This is a genomic window from Ewingella sp. CoE-038-23, assembly GCF_040419245.1.
Lineage (GTDB): Bacteria > Pseudomonadota > Gammaproteobacteria > Enterobacterales > Enterobacteriaceae > Ewingella > Ewingella allii.
Map to the genome: position 1 here is coordinate 215,415 of NZ_JAZHOH010000002.1, position 16,569 is coordinate 231,983.

The window sequence follows — 16,569 nt, forward strand, 5'->3', positions numbered from 1 at the left end:
ATCTTGAAGTCAGGCCGCATCCCTGCGGCCCTCCGTTTACGCCAAATCTAACAACTGATTCAACTGCTCGATTTGCTGTTGCCATTCCCGCTGTAGGGCGGGTTTTTGATGCTTAGGTTTGCGGGCCAAGTCCTCGGCCAGCTTGGTTTCGAGTTCGACTAGGGTGGCGAGCAGGCGCTCTTCCTCGCTGTCTGCTTTGAGAGGTGTCGCCTCTGGTTTTTCATCACCACTCGCGCTTGTCACAGGCACCGGCTTGTCCGCCAAGATGGCGTAGACAGGGGCCAGATCGTGCCACTCCTCTAAACGCTGCTGGTGGATAAGCCAGAATCGGTTGCAGCTCTGCTCAATCAAGGTGCGATCGTGGGAAACCAATAGCACAGCGCCCTCGAAGGTTTTCAGCGTTTCGGCCAACTCCTCTTTGCCTTCCATATCTAAATGGTTAGTCGGCTCATCGAGCAATAGCAGCGAGTAGTTTGCCAGCGTCAGGCCGATAAACAGCAGGCGCGAACGCTCGCCGCCGCTGAGGGTGCTGACCTTTTGCTGGTGGCGAAGATAAGGGAAACCCGCGCCAATTAGCGCCATTTTTCGCTGGTCCTCAGTCAGAGGGGCGAAAGGAGCCAGCGCGTCACTCAGCGAGTCGTCGTCACGCAACTGATGCAGGCTCTGGTCGTAATAACCCATCTGCACCTTGGGGTGGAAGACCATCCCCGGCTGCGGGCTTTCAGGGTGTTCGAAGGCTTGCCACAGGCTGCGGAGCAGGGAGGATTTTCCGCAGCCGTTGCGGCCCACCAGCGCCACGCGATCGCCACTTTTTACGCGGATTTCGTCCAGCTCGAACAGCACCGGCGCATCGTGGTCCGGGCGAACTTTCAGGTCGGTTAGCGCCAAAACCCGGTCGGCGGGCAGGGCTTCACCCATCAACTTCAACTGCCACTGGTTGCCTGCGGTGAGCTGAGTTTGATCATCCTTCATCCGGTCCACTTGCTTCTCCATTTGCTTGGCCTTGCGCGCCAGCTTCTCGTTGTCATACACGCTGCCCCAGATGGCTAACCGTTTGGCGCTTTTCGCCACCCGGTCAATTTCCTTCTGTTCAGCCTGATGGCGATGAGCATCGGCGGCGTCCTTCTCTTCAAGGGCCTGACGCGCCTGAGTGCAAGGTAAGCGAATGAATTGCAGCGTTTTGTCGCGCAGGATCCAGGTGCAGTTGGTGACGCTGTCTAGCAGGCTGCGGTCATGGGAAACCAGCACAAAGCTGCCGCCCCAGTTTTGCAGAAACTGCTCGAGCCACAGCAGCGTGGGCAGGTCCAAGTGGTTGCTCGGTTCATCCAGCAGCAGTAAATCCGGCTGGCGGATCAGCGCGCGGGCCAGCAGCAGGCGAGTATGCTGCCCGCCGCTGAGGGTTCCCGCCGTCAGTTCCCACGCCGATTCATCAAAGCCTAGCGTGGCGAGCAGCACTTCGGCCTGCCAGCGCTCGGGCTGATGCAGGCTGTCCGGCAAATGGTTAAGTACCGCCTCAAGCAGTGTGGAGTGCTGCAAGGTGGCGGGCAAGTGCTGCTCGACGGTGGCCATCAAACAGTGATTGGCAAGGGTGATGCTGCCGGAGCTGGCGGATAACGCGCCGCTGAGGATCTTCAGCAGGGTGCTTTTGCCGCAGCCGTTGTGACCAATCAGGCCGATGCGGTCGCCTTTTTTTAGGCTAAAGGTGATCTCAGCCAGCAATGGGCCGAAGGAATTGTCGTAGCCGACAGATTGTGCGGAAAGTAGTGTGCTCATGATGCTTACTCAGATTTTTAGGCATAGAAATGCCTATCGTCAAAAATCGCTGACGATAACCGGTAAGCCGGAGGGAAGTTCTCAGGTTGTTAGTTAGCTTCGCTCAAGCAGGTTATCGCAGCACGATACCGGTAACGCTTGAGCAGTGACGATCGCTAAGGACGAGCGAAATGAAAAACATTTCACGGGTCAGCATGGCAATCCTCCTTATATTTCGTTGGTGAATGAATAATCTGATTATATTGAAGAATCTTCGAATTAGTCTAACCTTTTATATCCCCTTCAAATTTCTAAACTTTCACTCAACCCCGCTTTTACTGGAGGAGTCCATGAGTTTTCTAGGATGGACAGCGGCCGTGGGTGGACTGCTGTTGCTAATGTCATTGGCATCGGGCTGGATCCATCGCAGCCCGGTGACCACCTTTGGTTTGTACCTTGCCGCTGGCGTGGCCTGCGGCCCGTGGGTGCTGGATTTGCTGCACATTGATATGGTGGCGCATTCAGAACTCACCGGCCGATTGACCGAAATCGCCATGGCGGCCTCTCTGTTTATCACCGGCTTGAAGCTGCGCATGCCGTTTCGCAATCACGGTTGGCGAATGGGCGTCAGGCTGGCGTTCCCCGGTATGTTGATAACCGTTGCGGGCGTGATGCTGGTGGCGCACTACCTGTTTGGCCTGTCGTGGCCGATAGCTCTGGCGCTCGGGGCCATCGTCGCGCCTACTGACCCGGTGCTGGCGAGCCTGATTTCAGTCAATAACGCCAGCGATGACGACAATCTGCGCGTTTCGTTGTCCAGCGAGGCGGGCATGAATGACGGTTCAGCCCTGCCGATTTTGATGCTGGCGCTACTCATTATGAATTCACCCGAGCCGCTGAGCTGGTTGCAAATCGGCCACTGGGCCTTGGTGGACGTACTGTGGGCGCTGCTCGGCGGCTTGGGTATTGGCTATCTGCTCGGCCGCTTGATTGGCCTGCTCGCCACGCGCCTGAGAAGCGTACAGGGTGATATCGCGCCGAGTGACTTTATCGCGCTGTCTTTAATTGCCCTGAGCTATGCCGCGGCGCAAAGCGTGGACGCCTCAGGCTTCCTCGCCGCCTTCGCCGCTGGGGTCGGGCTGCGCGCCGCCGAGCTGCGGATTGTGAACCTGCATCCGCCGGAAAATATGGATGAAGACCAGCGTTATCGCCCGGCCGAAGAGTTGGTGAACCCGCACATCCGCCACGCCTTCTCTGACAGTGGCCCGGCCAAGTCAGTGGGGCTGATGGTGGGCGACGCGCTCTCCTTCGGCGATACCATTGAGCGGTTGTTCGCCGCCACGATTATCGTGGTGCTGGGCATTACCCTTTCCCAGCATTGGGACCCGGCGGGCCTGCTGATGGCGGCGATCCTGTTTGTGGTCATCCGCCCACTGTCGGTCTATCTGGCGACCATCGGCAGCGGCGCGCCGCGCGCCCGACGGCTGATGATTGGCTGGCTGGGGATCCGCGGTATTGGCAGTATCAACTACATCGCCTATGCCTACACCCACGGCATTGGTGGCCTGGAGGCGGAGCGCATGGGTGATATCGCCTTCACCCTGATTGTCGCCAGCGTGCTGGTACACGGGTTGACCGTCACCCCGCTGCTGAACTGGCGTCAGGGGCGACAGCTCGCCCGAGCCGAACGTGCTAAACAGCAGGATGAGCAATAGCGTCGGCGAGTACATGTGATAATTTATCAGGCTGAATTTCCCGCAGGGCGCGGGCTAGCTTCCACAGGTACATAAGGCATGATGGTGATTAAATGGGTTCCCCTGTGTATTGTCTGCATCCTCTTTCTGTCGTTGGGGTGCAGTTACGTTAAAAGCTCGCAGGGCAAAGAGCAGCAGGCGGTGGGCGGCGATTGGTCTACCGCGCGCCGCGATTCTGCGGGTATTGCCCCCAACCCGGTACAGCTGAAAAGCACCGCGATTATCCAGATTTACGCCGCGCCGACCTATGGCTGGCGCGGGCTGGTGGCGGTGCATCCGTGGATCATCTATAAACGGGCGGGCGATACCCAGTTCACCCGTTATGACGTGGTGAGCTGGGGTAGCAGCAACGTGGTTCGCCGCGATTACGCGATCCCCGACGGCTACTGGTTTGGTTCTAAGCCTAAACTGCTGGCCGATCGCCGTGGAGAACTGGCTGAAACGCTGATCCCACAGATTGAGGCGGCGATAAAAAGCTACCCTTATCCGCACACTTATCACGCCTGGCCGGGACCAAACAGCAACACCTTCATGGCACACATTGGCCGCGAAGTCCCGGCGCTCAAGCTAGATATGCCGTCGAATGCCATCGGCAAAGACTACCGTGGTCTGACTAACCCGATCGGCTTGCCGCCGTCGGGGCGTGGCTTGCAGGTCTCAGTGCTCGGCGTTCTCGGCTTTACGCTGGGGGTAGAAGAGGGGGTTGAAGTCAATCTGCTAGGGCTGAACCTTGGCGTTGATATCAAATCTCCGGCGCTGCGCCTGCCTTTTGTCGGGCGTGTAGGCTTTGATAACCCCGGCGCGGCTGAGTTATAAAATCACAAAACTGACCGGGAGATTTGACAGCGGAAAACCGCCTGTTTTATAGTCACCCGGTCTTTTCACATCTCAATGAGGTATTCGTCCAATGCGCAATTAATGCCCACCGCCACCCTCGGCGGCTCTCTTGCAACTCCCCCGTGGCGTTGTTTTGGTGCATTAATTTTAAGGTTATCGCATGACGAATCCTATTCTAACGCTGGACCGCGTCTCTTTGGTTTTACCCAACGGCACGCCGCTTTTCACCGACATCACCGAGCAATTTGATCACCGCCACACCGGGCTGGTGGGGCGCAATGGCGTGGGTAAAAGCCTGCTGGCGCAGCTGTTGGCCGGGCTGCTCGCGCCTTCTTCCGGCCAGTGCCACTGTTCCGGTAAAGTCAGGTATCTGGCGCAGCACCTTACCCCTGAAAAATATGCCAATGTCGCGGCGCTGGCGGGCTTTGAGAACACCCTTGCCGCGTTACTGCGTATTGAGACGGGAAGCGTCGATCCAGCCGATTTCGAGCAGGTCGGCGATGACTGGGATATCCGCCAGCGGCTACATACCCAGCTGGAATCCGCCGGATTGGGCTATCTTTCGCCAGAGTCGCCGGTCAGCCAACTTAGCGGCGGCGTAGCGCTGATTGGGGCGACGCTCTCAGACGCCGATTTCCTCATTCTTGATGAGCCGACCAACCACCTCGACGGCCCCAGCCGACGCGTGCTGATGCAACAATTGCAAAACTGGACCGGCGGATTAGTGGTGATAAGCCACGACCGCGCGCTGCTGCAGCAGATGGCGCGCATCGTCGAGTTGTCTTCACTGGGTTTGCGCAGCTATGGCGGCAATTACGCCTTTTACCAGCAGGCGAAAGCGCAGGAGGCTGCCGCCGCCGCGCAGAAGCTGGAGAGGCTCAAAGTCGAGCGAAAACGGGAGGAATTGGCCTTGCGCGACCAGCGTGAAAAGCTCGAGAAACGCCAGTCACGCGGCGATCGCCGTGGCAAAGAGGCCAATCAAGCCAAGATATTGCTGGGGAGGCAAAAAGGGCGCAGCGAGGCTTCGGCGGGGAAGTTACACAAGCAGCAACTTGAAGCGCGGGCGCACCTCAGCCAGCAGGTCCAAGAGGCGGCGAAACACCTCGAGGCGGCGGCGCATATTGCCATGCATTCCGACTCGCTCAAGGCTACTACTGCTCAAAAGGTGGCTGCACTGACCGAGGTCACGCTGCCCTTTGTCACACCGCCATTCGACCAGATCACCTTGGCCATTAGCGGCGGCCAGCGAATTGGCGTGGTTGGCCCGAATGGCTGTGGTAAATCGACCCTGCTGAAAGTGCTGGCGGGCCTGCTGCCGCCGGTCTCTGGCCTGCGCGAGGCATGGGCGAAAATGGCTTATCTTGACCAGCAGCTCTCCAGCCTTGATCCACATCGAACGATCCTCGAGCAGTTACTTGAGGTGAATAGCATCGCCGGGGAATCTCAGCTGCGTATGCAGCTCGCCCAGCTAGGGCTAGACGCTAGCCGGGTGCTACTGCCCTGCGCGCAACTCAGCGGCGGCGAGCAGCTCAAAGCCGCGCTGGCTAAGGTGATTTATGCCGATCCATCCGCCGATTGCCTGCTGCTCGACGAGCCAAGCAACCATCTGGATCTTCCCTCTCTGGCTGCACTTGAGGCGCTGCTCAATCAGTATCAGGGAACGCTGCTGGTGGTGTCGCACGACGAGGCGTTTCTGGCGCAGCTTGGACTTACCCATTGGCTGGTGGCGTGGGAGAAGGGTTGGGAACTTCTTCATCATCGACATTCTGTATGACATTCATATTTATACGCAATTTGACTGATACATTTATGGCGAGATAGTTTTTAATGATAACCAAACCAAAATCTATTGGAGTCGTGAATGAGCAATATCAGCGTTGAGTATGTCGATTATCAGGTTGCAGGGCAGGATTTTCAGGGCTGTCTGGTGTTCCCAAAAGGGGCCAAAAACCAGCCGGGCGTTTTGTTAGCGCCAAACTGGATGGGCGTGGCCGACGTGGCTATCGACGCCGCGAAATCCGTGGCTGAAAAAGGCTATGTGGTGTTCGTCGCTGACCTGTACGGCGCGAAGGTTCGCCCAACCAATGGTGATGAAGCGGCCGCGGCGATGATGGCGGTGAAAGACCAGCCCGCCGAGCGTCAACGCATGCAAGGCGCGCTTGACGCGCTGCTGGCCCAACAACATGCGCCATTGAACGTCGCAAAAGTGGCGGCTATTGGTTTCTGCTTCGGCGGCCACTGCGTGCTCGAACTGGCCCGCAGCGGTGCTAAACTCAACGCCTTCGTGACGTTCCACGGCGGGCTAGATACCCAAGACACCGACGGCGCGAAGAACATCAGCGGCTCCGTGCTGGTGCTCAATGGCGCAGAAGATCCCCTGATCCCAGCAGAGCAGATCGCCGGATTTGTCGAAGAGATGAAAGGCCATAACGTTGATTGGCAGCTCATTAACTACGGCGGCGCGGTTCACTCCTTCACCGACCCAACCGCCAACGTTCCCGGCATGAGCCAGTACAATGAGAAAGTCACCCACCGCGCCTTCGCTCAAATGTACCAACTGTTTACTGACGTGCTGTAAGGTTTGATGCCTAACCCATTTCCAAGCCTTATTGGTAATGGGCTAAATATCAGCAATATAACTCCAGTTATTGCCTCGTAATTCTGCTTTCCCACCTAAAGCGCATTTCAAGTATCGTCTATTTACTATGCAGTGGAGGATTGATGTTATAAGTTGTAGCTTATATTTTGCTTTTGAATGTGAGCGTTAGCCCTGTGCTGACCGCCACTTAGCTCTCCTTGAGGTGAAAAAATGAAAACATTACGTGAAGCTATCGCTGCCCGTTCGCCAGAGAGCCAGGCTCGCATTAAAGAGATAGCGGATGAAATGATTCTGGAAACCGGTTTGCAGCTGCTGCGTGAAGAGATGCAGGTCTCACAGAAGAAACTGGCGGAATTAATGGGCGTCAGTCAGCCCGCCATAACCCAGATAGAGCAAAGAGGTAATGACGTAAAACTGGCTACTCTCAAACGATATATTGAGGCCATGGGCGGAAAGTTGAGCCTGACCGTTGAATTGCCTGAAGGCGTGGGGCGGGTGTTTCATATCTGATAGATTCTCCTTTCAGCCATCTAATCAGGGATAAGGTTATTTATGAAAACTGTAGAGATATTGTAGTACACGTTAAAAGCAGGGACGGGCCATCGTTTTCATAAGATCATGGTTGAGCAGAGCAGCCCTCTTCAAGGTTGGTGATGAGAACAGCCCCATTGGGGGGCTGTTTCTAATGTGCCGTCTGCGCCTGAGTGTGGGACGACGGCACAACGTTTGAAAGATCGACTCTTTCCCGGGCTTTGCTGAGGTCATACGTTGCCTGCATTGCCAGCCAAAGGCGGGCCGCGATACCTAGCCCCACTTCGAGTCGTAATGCCATTTCGGGAGTAATTGCTGTTTTACCCGCCGCGGCCTTGCTCAAGGCTGAGGGAGATACGCCCAAATCTTTCGCCAATGAGCGAAGCGAGATCCCGTAATCCTCAAGATATTCAGTGATCAAGCCGCCCGGATGCGGAGGGGTGAGCATAGCCATTAGTGATAATCCTTTAAAATAAGTTTTCCAGAATGGCTATGATGACACCTGTTTCCCAAAAAGAAACACTTTCTACCAAATTGCTATCTTCTCCATAAATCCACAAAAAAACCCGCCGAAGCGGGTTTTTTTTAAGACTCAGTACAACCTACTTGCCAATTTCTGACATGACTTTCACGTCGGTCTGGGCGATTTGGCGCTCTTTCCCCCAGGCATCCTTGTACTTGATTAGCCCGGTATCCCGGTCAACTCTTGGTTTGCCTTCGCTGACTATCGTTCGCCCATCGTTGGTTTGAATGGCGTAATTGCTAGAACAGCCTGCGAGTAAGGCGGTAAGAACTAACGCTGATGCAACTAGATAACGTCTCTTCATAACTCACTCCTTGTTGTTAAGTCTGTATAAGGTTTAGCACAGCTTAAGAAATGAGCCAGATAATCGGGTGATTTATCCTGAAGTTTTCGACACCGCGCCAGAGAACTGGCTAAACGCCGAGGGTGGCTGACCGAGCATTTTGCGGAACATGGTTGAGAAAGCCGCCGGGCTGTCATAACCCATGTCTAGCGCAATAGTGGTAATGGGTACTCCCGCGGCGAGCCTGGAAAGTGCCAACACCACGCAGACCCTCTGTCGCCATTGCAGGAAAGACATGCCGGTTTCGGCCCGAAATTGGCGGTTAAAGGTGCGCTCACTGATGTGCAGCACCTCTGCCCAGTGGCTGGGAAGGGTGTGGATATTCGGCTGCTGAAGAAACCCCTGACACAGCTTCGCTAGCGCAGTTTGGCGCGGAAAGGGGATATGCAGCGGCAGGGTGGGCGCACGAGTGATCTCATGCATCATCAGGTTGACCAGCGCACCGTCCCGGCCAGAGGTGGCGTATTCCAACGGCATATCCACGGCATCCAATAGCAGCTGGCGCAAAAGCGGGGGAATGGCGATCACTTCGCACTGCTCGCCGTTTCTGGGGGCGGCGGAAGGTTCGATATACAGGCTGCGCGTGCTAACGCCGAGCATCACCACTTTGTGTGGCGTTTCGGCGGGTATCCACACCGCGCTTTGCTGCGGCACCACCCAGCTACCGATCTGCGTAGAGACCTCCATCACGCCCGGCGCGCCGTAGAGCAGCTGAGCACGGCGATGGCTGTGCCAGGCCAGTTGAGTACCGTAGGCGTAGTCTGTGCGGATGGCAACCACCGGGCGCGGAGTGGCATCCAGCTGATTAATCGAAACGTTGTGCACGCAGAGTTCTCATATTGGCTGAAACACAAACATTATTGACTGAGTAACGAAAGCAGGACAAGACTCGACTGCTTAAAGTAAGGCCTGTTTATCAACTTCGGGCTTATCCTCATGTTCACCTTGTACTTCACGCTGGCGCTGTTCGGCTTTCTGGCCGGGATCACCACGCTATTATTTGGTTTTGGCGGTGGCTTCATCATCGTGCCGCTGCTGTATCGCACCTTGCTTACCCTCTACGGCGCAGATAGCCCGATAGGCCACGCGGCAATGCACATTGCGGTGGCGACCTCGACCTGCGTGATGATTGTCACCTCGGCGATGGCAACCCGCCGCCACTGGCGCAGGGGCAATTTGATTCTCGGCCTGGCGTGGCCGCTGGCGGGCTATATCGCCCTTGGCGCGGTGGCCGGGTCTTTACTGGCCAATGCCACCCACGGCGGGGTGATTCGCTGGCTCTTTGTGGCCTATCTGGCGCTGACTATTGCCGACGGTTTGTTGCGAAAAGGGTTTATTTCTCAACAAGCTAGGACAGCTCTCCATCAGCCAACGGCGGGGAAAACTGCGCTAATCGGCGTGGTCATTGGCGCGATCGCCACTTTTCTTGGCGTGGGGGGAAGCGTGATGACGGTGCCAATGATGCGTCGCCGAGGACTAAGTATGAATATCGCCACGGCAATGGCGAACCCTCTGAGTATGCCGGTGGCGATAGTCGGCACCTTGACCTACATGATGGCCGCGCCGGGCGCTGCTTCGCTGCCGGGACACTGGTATTGGGGTTATGTCGACATGCTGGCGTTTGTGGTGCTACTCGCGGGGTCATGGCTGGGAATGCAGACGGCGACGCCGTGGGTGGGGCGCATTCCCGACAAGCTGCACGCCAGAATTTATCTGGTGCTGTTGACGCTGGTTTTGCTCACCATGGCATTTTAACAATGAAAAAGAGAGGATATTGCTATCCTCTCTCTGGGTTGGTTTACCGGCGATGTAAAGCCATTATCTCAATGGACGTTGATCGCTAAACACGGCGCGTGGCTGAGTGCGTCGGCCCAGAGCACCCATGGCACCGGCAAGCACGGCCTCAACAATCAGTAAGAAGAAGGCGAACCAGCTGGCTTTTGCGGTGGCAGCAGCGGCTTTATCGGCTGCTTCACGGGCTTTTTGCTCGGCTTGCTGTTTCAACTCTTCATATTTCGCACGGGCTTGTTGATAGCTTTTCTCGGTCTGAGCGACAATCTGTTCAACTTCCTGATCGCTTTTCCCTGTACGCGCTTTAATGATATTTTTCAACGCCTCACGGTCAGCGGCCTGGAATGTACTTTCGTTGCGCTGAACTAAACCTTTAATAAAGTTTACGACGTCTGTGTCGGCGGTTTGTGGATGATTAGCCGTATTTGCAGCTTGATTTTGGGCATTGTTAACTTCTCCCTCAGCTTTATTTTGCAAATTCTCAGGTTGTAATTCCGGCTTGCCGGTTTGGCGCAGGGTCGTCTCCAGTTCATTCTGCAAACTGTCGAGATTAATATTATTTTCTCCCAGTTTGTCTTTCACCATCTGAGTGACCGGCGGGGCGGCGGCGGATATTCCACTGCCCAAGGTTTGCAGCCCACTGCCTACCACGCTGGCTGCGCCGCTCACTGCACTATTAACCACAACAACCAGGAACCATAGGCTGATTAATGTATTGACCCCAAACATTAATACCCCGTGCAAAGCCCCTTCGCGCTGCGCCAATCGGCCACTGGCGTAACCCCCGGCAGCAATGGAAATCAGCATGCTGAGGCCGGTCCAAATAAGGGCTCCGGTACCAATGCCGTCCAACGGATTTTGCTCTTTCAGTGGGTCAATGGTGCTGGCTCCCACTGCAGTACCTAAAATAGATAACAGTAAATAAACCACAATAGAAATAATGACGCCGGCGAAAATAGCGCTCCACGAAATACGTTTTAATGGCACACCATTTACCGGTTCTACATAAGCTTCATTGTAATGAGCCGATGTAGGAGCAGAATGATCGTTCATAGACTCTCTCCCTTTATTGCCGTACTTTTCATCTTTGAATGTTCGAGCGCGCATTCACTGTTCGTGCGCCACGTCACTAATTCCACGTCAAGCGATCACGTTGTATTAGCTGACTTAATGTTAGTCAGAGATTGAGAATTGCACCAACAAATCTTTACTTAAGCAAAATTAGCAGAATATGTTTCGATAACCCTATGAATTCACGCCCAAATAGAACTAACAGATAAAGTGTGGATATCAATGAAATCCTGCTGCTGGCTAATTAGGACAATAAAATTCAATAAATAAAGTCTGTTTTGCTGAGTTGGGATTTTTGTTATTGCAAGGCATAATCGCGACATTCTCAGCAAAGGAGTGCGGTAAACATGAGGGAGAAAGTCAGGACACTCAGCCTGATATTTTGTAGCGCGCTGATATTCAGCGGCTGCACGCCGCCGCCTTTTTCTCAGGCACTGCGCGATTTCTCTCGCCTATTGGACAATGCCCCTGTTCTGGGGCAGGTTTCGCTCAACCCGCTGCGCCAGCTCGATCCTCTACTATTGCGGCCTGCCTCCCTGTATCCGCAATTCAGCGAGATGCCCGTGCCAGCGCTCTCGACGCTTTACCAATACAGCCAGCACTGTTCGGGCACTCTCGCAGGGATTTCGCCAGCTTTTCAACAGTTTGAACGGGCGCAGTGCCAGCAAACCGAATTGCCGGAGCAGTGGTTTGCGGCTCACCCGATCTATCCGCTGGGGGGCAGCACGGCGTGGCATTATCTCCAGCGCCATCCTGCCGAGGCGGGGCGATTGCAGGCTTACTTGCATGTGCGGGAAAGGCCGCAGGCGCTGGGCGGCGTCGGCCAGCTATCGGATGACAACCTTGATGCGCTAGCGAATGGGCAAACCTGGCTGATGCAGGATGGCATTTTATGGCGGCAGCAGCCCCAGCGCTGGGTGCGCTATGCGCCTGAGGTCTGGCAGCCGCTAGCCAAGCGCGCGGGTGTTGAGCTGGTGGCAGCCGGAGGGCGATGCGATGTCGCACTGGGTACCCTGTGCGCCATTCCCGCCACCAGCTATGCCAATAGTTGGCGGGTGTTGCTGGCCGTGGCGCTGCTGGCGGCCCTGTTGGCCTTAGGTTGGACAGGCTGGCAGCGGCGGCGTTTACAGCAGCGTCAGCGGTTTATTGTGCAAATGCTCACCCACGAATTACGCACCCCGATCAGCCAATTGGGCAATGTGGTGGAGCACTTCCGCCGCGACTTTGACACCCTGTCACCCGATGCGCAGGCCAGATTCGGCGAGCTGGCCGATAGCGTACAGCGCATGCGCCAGATGGCCGAAGCCAGCCGGCATTATCTTGCCGGGGACGGCGTGCGCGACCTGCTGGAAGCGCCATCAAAAATAGCCTTAAGCGACTGGCTGTGGCATATCGCTCAGGCACATCCTGACCTGACATTTTGTCTTGATAGCGACCTTGAGGTTGAACTGCCGCTGTATTGGTCCAGCCTGTGCCTGAACAACTTGCTCGATAACGCATTTCGCCACGGCAAACCGCCGGTGCGCCTTTGCGCCAGTTGCCGCAACGGGCGGCTGATTTTAGAGATCAGCGATGGCGGGGATCTGGGTGTCAAAGCTCTGCCCCAGCTGCCCCAGCTGCGCCGCGAGCTCTCTTCCCGCGCCGGGATGGGGCTTGGCCTGAGTATTGTCCAGCGAGTAACCCGCAGATTGGGGGGTAAACTGACTCTTAGCGGCCCGCCGACCACTTTCACTTTGGAGCTGCCTTGTGAACATTAAAACCCAACATAGCCTGCTGCTTATTGAAGACGACGCCGCGCTGGGGCAAGGATTGCAGCTGTTTTTGCAGCAGGAAGGCTTTAGCTGCCAGTGGCTGAGCGAGCTGAGTCAAGTGGAGCGCCATTGGCATCTGGCGGACTTGGTTATCCTCGACCGGCAATTTCCCGACGGCGACAGCTTGAAGTTGTTACCCAACTGGCTGGCGAGAAAGGCGCTGCCGGTAATTGTGCTGACTGCCCGCGTCAATGTGGAAGACCGGGTTGCCGGTCTGGAAGCCGGGGCGCGGGATTACCTCAGTAAACCTTTTGCTCACGTCGAGCTGCTGGCCCGCATTCGCGCGCAGCTGCGGCCGCTGGGGGAAGGGCAATTGGGCAGCGGCGAGCTGCTACTGTTCCCTTCGCGCCAGTCGGCCAGTTGGCAGCAAAAAGAGGTGGCGCTGACCGCCACCGAGTTCGCCCTGCTGGCGATGCTGGTGCAGATGGCCGGGCGGGTGTTTACTCGCGATGAGCTGCTCAATCAGGTGTGGGGCTACCAGCATTTCCCCTCGACGCGCACGGTAGATACTCATATTTTGCAACTGCGCCAAAAGCTGCCCGGCATTGCTATCAGCAGCGTGCGCGGCGTGGGTTATCGTCTGGATAAAACATCATGACGTCGAAAATTCTCACTGCCCTGTTTTTCACACTGGCGATGACACCTCCCGCAAAGAGCGCGCTGCCCGTGACGCCCCTCGAGCCGGTTTATCACGCATTATTCAGCCAGCAGGATGCTCAGGCGTGGCAGCAGTTAATCAACCTTTGGCCGCAGATGAGCAGCGCCGCGCAGCGCGACGCGTGGCGGCAGGCGCTGGACGCCGTGGTGTCCCGCCAATGCGGCAATGACCTGCCGATAGCCGCGCCCGCGTGGTTAGATCACCCGACACTGGTGCTGATACAGCGCGATATTCCTCTCAATCGTATTTACCGCGTGCAGTTCAGTGGCAAAAGTTTGCGACACGACCTGCAAATCTCACTGACTTTGCCCAATGGTGAGGAGGTAATGAACCAAGCCAATGCTGAATATGACCCAGACCAGCAATTTCGGCTGGACAGTCAGGAGCGCGGCGAGCCATTGCCCGCCGGAATTTATCAATTAACCGTCCGTTCGGGCGGCGATGTGTGGCAGCAACCCTTGGCCTTACAGGGCAGCGGCGGGCTGAACTGGGTCCAGCGACAGGGGCAAAAAATCACCCTGAGGCCACCGACGGTGCCAGCGGCCTGCCCGCCGGTATGGCTGGAACAAACATTGCTGCGCCGCAGCGACTTCCAACAAATCTGGTGGCAGCGCAGCGATAATCTTCAGCCCAAGACGTGGCCGCAGCGCGCGGACGCCGACGCCATCTGGGCTAATATGTCAGTCATTCGGGTGGAGGCGCGGGGTGGCTTGACCCTGCGGCTGGAGCATCGCTTCGCCGGGCCGCTGCTGAGCCTGCAAAATTAGTTTTACATCCTGACATTGCTCTGACAATTCACCTCGGGGCTATCGCCATACTGTTATTCCTATCTCAGTGGAAATAAGGTTTCAGGTATGCGATTCATCATTATGTTTATTCTGTTTGCCCTGTTATTTGCCAGCGCGGTACAGGCCGCCACGCCACAAAATTATCTTTTTACCGAGTCCGACGAATTAGAAAATATTCGCCCGCTGTTGCAGCGCGATGATATTCAGGGCGTGCAGATTGTCTATTCCTGGACGCAGTTAGAGAAAGCAAAGGGGCAGTATGATTTTTCGGCCATCGAAAAGGATTTAGCCTTCACCCATAAACTGCATAAGAAACTGTTTATTCAACTGCAAGATCGCTTCTTTGAGCCGCAACATAAAAATATCCCGAGTTATCTCCAGCAAGAGCCGCAGTATCTCGGCGGCTTATTAGAACAGACGGATAACCCAGGAGAAGGCAAACCGGTGGGTTCTGGCTGGGTAGCGATGCAGTGGAATCCTGCACTAAGACAGCAATATCAACAGCTTTTGGCTGCGCTAGCCAAGAGCTTTGATGGCAGAATTGCCGGGATCAACTTGCCGGAAACCTCTATAGATATTGATGAGAAACAGGCCGCAAAACGCGGTTTTACCTGTGAGCGTTATTTCGCCGCTACGCAGGAAAATATGCTGTTTGCCAAGTCGGTGTTTAAGAAATCCTACGTGGTGCAGTATGTCAATTTTTGGCCCTGCGAATGGAATAACGACCATGGATATATGTCGCGGCTATTTGAGACGGCTCAGGCTAATAATATTGGGCTAGGTGGCCCGGATATTGTGCCTTATAAAAAGGGCCAGATGAAAAATGCTTACCCGTTTTTTCATCACTATAAAGGCAAGCTGAATCTGGTGGCGATGGCGGTGCAACAACCCACGCTGACCTATACCAATCCTAAGGAAGGTGCGAACAAGTCCCTGATATGAGATCATGTTTGTCATCTGGAGCCATGGAACAGGGTTCATCATGAGTCATCAACTTACCTTCGCCGACAGTGAATTCAGCAGTAAGCGCCGTCAGACCAGAAAAGAGATTTTCTTGTCCCGCATGGAGCAGATTCTGCCATGGCAAAACATGGTGGAAGTCATCGAGCCGTTTTACCCCAAGGCTGGTAATGGCCGGCGACCTTATCCGCTGGAAACCATGCTACGCATTCACTGCATGCAGCATTGGTACAACCTGAGCGATGGCGCGATGGAAGATGCTCTGTACGAAATCGCCTCCATGCGTCTGTTTGCCCGGTTATCCCTGGATAGCGCCTTGCCGGACCGCACCACCATCATGAATTTCCGCCACCTGCTGGAGCAGCATCAACTGGCCCGCCAATTGTTCAAGACCATCAATCGCTGGCTGGCCGAAGCAGGCGTCATGATGACTCAAGGCACCTTGGTCGATGCCACCATCATTGAGGCACCCAGCTCGACCAAGAACAAAGAGCAGCAACGCGATCCGGAGATGCATCAGACCAAGAAAGGCAATCAGTGGCACTTTGGCATGAAGGCCCACATTGGTGTCGATGCCAAGAGTGGCCTGACCCACAGCCTAGTCACCACCGCGGCCAACGAGCATGACCTCAATCAGCTGGGTAATCTGCTGCATGGAGAGGAGCAATTTGTCTCAGCCGATGCCGGCTACCAAGGGGCGCCACAGCGCGAGGAGCTGGCCGAGGTGGATGTGGACTGGCTGATCGCCGAGCGCCCCGGCAAGGTAAGAACCTTGAAACAGCATCCACGCAAGAACAAAACGGCCATCAACATCGAATACATGAAAGCCAGCATCCGGGCCAAGGTGGAGCACCCATTTCGCATCATCAAGCGACAGTTCGGCTTCGTGAAAGCCAGATACAAGGGGTTGCTGAAAAACGATAACCAACTGGCGATGTTATTCACGCTGGCCAACCTGTTTCGGGCGGACCAAATGATACGTCAGTGGGAGAGATCTCACTAAAAACTGGGGATAACACCTTAAATGGCGAAGAAACGGTCTAAATAGGCTGATTCAAGGCATTTACGGGAGAAAAAATCGGCTCAAACATGAAGAAATGAAATGACTGAGTCAGCCGAGAAGAATTTCCCCGCTTATTCGCACCTTCCCT

Annotated in this window: 16 protein-coding genes; 11 read left to right on the forward strand and 5 right to left on the reverse strand. The window is 55.6% G+C overall.

The window, feature by feature from the left end; all coding sequences use genetic code 11:
• Positions 1 to 36: 36 nt before the first annotated feature.
• The gene (locus V2154_RS23450) at positions 37 to 1,773 is read right to left on the reverse strand and encodes an ABC-F family ATP-binding cassette domain-containing protein (protein ID WP_353504257.1); all 1,737 of its coding nucleotides are present in this window, start codon (positions 1,771 to 1,773) and stop codon (positions 37 to 39) included.
• Positions 1,774 to 2,102: 329 nt separating this feature from the next.
• Between V2154_RS23450 and V2154_RS23455 the strand changes: the two genes are divergently transcribed.
• The 5 genes from V2154_RS23455 to V2154_RS23475 all read left to right on the forward strand — a co-directional run bounded on the left by V2154_RS23455 (position 2,103) and on the right by V2154_RS23475 (position 7,452).
• Entirely contained in the window at positions 2,103 to 3,467 is a 1,365-nt protein-coding gene (locus V2154_RS23455; protein ID WP_353504258.1) for a cation:proton antiporter, read from the forward strand.
• A gap of 78 nt (positions 3,468 to 3,545) precedes the next feature.
• The gene (locus V2154_RS23460) at positions 3,546 to 4,322 is read left to right on the forward strand and encodes a DUF3750 domain-containing protein (RefSeq protein WP_353504259.1); all 777 of its coding nucleotides are present in this window, start codon (positions 3,546 to 3,548) and stop codon (positions 4,320 to 4,322) included.
• Positions 4,323 to 4,503: 181 nt separating this feature from the next.
• Positions 4,504 to 6,117, forward strand: coding sequence for an ABC-F family ATP-binding cassette domain-containing protein (locus V2154_RS23465; protein ID WP_353504260.1), 1,614 nt, complete (start codon positions 4,504 to 4,506; stop codon positions 6,115 to 6,117).
• An 87-nt stretch (positions 6,118 to 6,204) separates the two neighbouring features.
• On the forward strand, positions 6,205 to 6,921 hold the full coding sequence (locus V2154_RS23470; RefSeq protein ID WP_353504261.1) for a dienelactone hydrolase family protein: 717 nt from the start codon (positions 6,205 to 6,207) through the stop codon (positions 6,919 to 6,921).
• 231 nt (positions 6,922 to 7,152) lie between these two features.
• A complete protein-coding gene (locus V2154_RS23475) occupies positions 7,153 to 7,452 on the forward strand; it encodes a helix-turn-helix domain-containing protein (RefSeq protein WP_353504262.1) in 300 nt (99 codons plus the stop codon).
• Between the two features lie 172 nt (positions 7,453 to 7,624).
• On the opposite strand, the gene V2154_RS23480 is transcribed toward V2154_RS23475, so the two are convergent.
• The 3 genes from V2154_RS23480 to V2154_RS23490 form a co-directional block, all read right to left on the reverse strand.
• On the reverse strand, positions 7,625 to 7,927 hold the full coding sequence (locus V2154_RS23480; RefSeq protein ID WP_353504263.1) for a HigA family addiction module antitoxin: 303 nt from the start codon (positions 7,925 to 7,927) through the stop codon (positions 7,625 to 7,627).
• 148 nt (positions 7,928 to 8,075) lie between these two features.
• A complete protein-coding gene (locus V2154_RS23485) occupies positions 8,076 to 8,300 on the reverse strand; it encodes a YgdI/YgdR family lipoprotein (protein WP_353504264.1) in 225 nt (74 codons plus the stop codon).
• Positions 8,301 to 8,372: 72 nt separating this feature from the next.
• Positions 8,373 to 9,164 (reverse strand): AraC family transcriptional regulator, encoded by a 792-nt coding sequence (locus tag V2154_RS23490; RefSeq protein ID WP_353504265.1) that lies wholly within the window; start codon positions 9,162 to 9,164, stop codon positions 8,373 to 8,375.
• Between the two features lie 111 nt (positions 9,165 to 9,275).
• On the opposite strand from V2154_RS23490, the gene V2154_RS23495 reads away from it, so the two are divergent.
• Positions 9,276 to 10,094 carry a sulfite exporter TauE/SafE family protein gene (locus tag V2154_RS23495; RefSeq protein ID WP_353504266.1) on the forward strand — a complete coding sequence of 273 codons (819 nt, stop codon included), beginning with the start codon at positions 9,276 to 9,278 and terminating at the stop codon, positions 10,092 to 10,094.
• A gap of 63 nt (positions 10,095 to 10,157) precedes the next feature.
• Here the strand turns inward: V2154_RS23495 and V2154_RS23500 are convergent, their stop codons facing one another.
• Complete coding sequence (locus V2154_RS23500) at positions 10,158 to 11,183, reverse strand: hypothetical protein (RefSeq protein ID WP_353504267.1); 1,026 nt, start codon at positions 11,181 to 11,183, stop codon at positions 10,158 to 10,160.
• 365 nt (positions 11,184 to 11,548) lie between these two features.
• On the opposite strand from V2154_RS23500, the gene V2154_RS23505 reads away from it, so the two are divergent.
• The 5 genes from V2154_RS23505 (at position 11,549) to V2154_RS23525 (ending at position 16,421) form a co-directional block, all read left to right on the forward strand.
• Positions 11,549 to 12,958, forward strand: coding sequence for an ATP-binding protein (locus tag V2154_RS23505; protein WP_353504268.1), 1,410 nt, complete (start codon positions 11,549 to 11,551; stop codon positions 12,956 to 12,958).
• A complete protein-coding gene (locus V2154_RS23510) occupies positions 12,948 to 13,610 on the forward strand; it encodes a response regulator transcription factor (RefSeq protein ID WP_353504269.1) in 663 nt (220 codons plus the stop codon). Before V2154_RS23505 ends, V2154_RS23510 begins: the two co-directional genes overlap by 11 nt.
• Positions 13,607 to 14,437, forward strand: a complete 831-nt coding sequence (locus tag V2154_RS23515; protein WP_353504270.1) for a DUF2861 family protein — start codon at positions 13,607 to 13,609, stop codon at positions 14,435 to 14,437. Before V2154_RS23510 ends, V2154_RS23515 begins: the two co-directional genes overlap by 4 nt.
• A gap of 87 nt (positions 14,438 to 14,524) precedes the next feature.
• Positions 14,525 to 15,400 carry a hypothetical protein gene (locus V2154_RS23520; protein WP_353504271.1) on the forward strand — a complete coding sequence of 292 codons (876 nt, stop codon included), beginning with the start codon at positions 14,525 to 14,527 and terminating at the stop codon, positions 15,398 to 15,400.
• A gap of 40 nt (positions 15,401 to 15,440) precedes the next feature.
• Positions 15,441 to 16,421: an IS5-like element IS5 family transposase gene (locus V2154_RS23525; protein WP_000019402.1), complete on the forward strand. Its 981-nt coding sequence runs from the start codon at positions 15,441 to 15,443 to the stop codon at positions 16,419 to 16,421.
• The last annotated feature ends 148 nt before the right edge of the window (positions 16,422 to 16,569 follow it).

Excerpts from the sequence above, each read along its gene's own strand:
- V2154_RS23450 (WP_353504257.1), bottom strand. The coding sequence starts at position 1,773 with ATGAGCACACTACTTTCCGCACAATCTGTCGGCTACGACAATTCCTTC.
- V2154_RS23455 (WP_353504258.1), top strand. The coding sequence starts at position 2,103 with ATGAGTTTTCTAGGATGGACAGCGGCCGTGGGTGGACTGCTGTTGCTA.
- V2154_RS23460 (WP_353504259.1), top strand. The coding sequence starts at position 3,546 with ATGATGGTGATTAAATGGGTTCCCCTGTGTATTGTCTGCATCCTCTTT.
- V2154_RS23465 (WP_353504260.1), top strand. The coding sequence starts at position 4,504 with ATGACGAATCCTATTCTAACGCTGGACCGCGTCTCTTTGGTTTTACCC.
- V2154_RS23470 (WP_353504261.1), top strand. The coding sequence starts at position 6,205 with ATGAGCAATATCAGCGTTGAGTATGTCGATTATCAGGTTGCAGGGCAG.
- V2154_RS23475 (WP_353504262.1), top strand. The coding sequence starts at position 7,153 with ATGAAAACATTACGTGAAGCTATCGCTGCCCGTTCGCCAGAGAGCCAG.
- V2154_RS23480 (WP_353504263.1), bottom strand. The coding sequence starts at position 7,927 with ATGGCTATGCTCACCCCTCCGCATCCGGGCGGCTTGATCACTGAATAT.
- V2154_RS23485 (WP_353504264.1), bottom strand. The coding sequence starts at position 8,300 with ATGAAGAGACGTTATCTAGTTGCATCAGCGTTAGTTCTTACCGCCTTA.
- V2154_RS23495 (WP_353504266.1), top strand. The coding sequence starts at position 9,276 with ATGTTCACCTTGTACTTCACGCTGGCGCTGTTCGGCTTTCTGGCCGGG.
- V2154_RS23500 (WP_353504267.1), bottom strand. The coding sequence starts at position 11,183 with ATGAACGATCATTCTGCTCCTACATCGGCTCATTACAATGAAGCTTAT.
- V2154_RS23505 (WP_353504268.1), top strand. The coding sequence starts at position 11,549 with ATGAGGGAGAAAGTCAGGACACTCAGCCTGATATTTTGTAGCGCGCTG.
- V2154_RS23515 (WP_353504270.1), top strand. The coding sequence starts at position 13,607 with ATGACGTCGAAAATTCTCACTGCCCTGTTTTTCACACTGGCGATGACA.
- V2154_RS23520 (WP_353504271.1), top strand. The coding sequence starts at position 14,525 with ATGCGATTCATCATTATGTTTATTCTGTTTGCCCTGTTATTTGCCAGC.
- V2154_RS23525 (WP_000019402.1), top strand. The coding sequence starts at position 15,441 with ATGAGTCATCAACTTACCTTCGCCGACAGTGAATTCAGCAGTAAGCGC.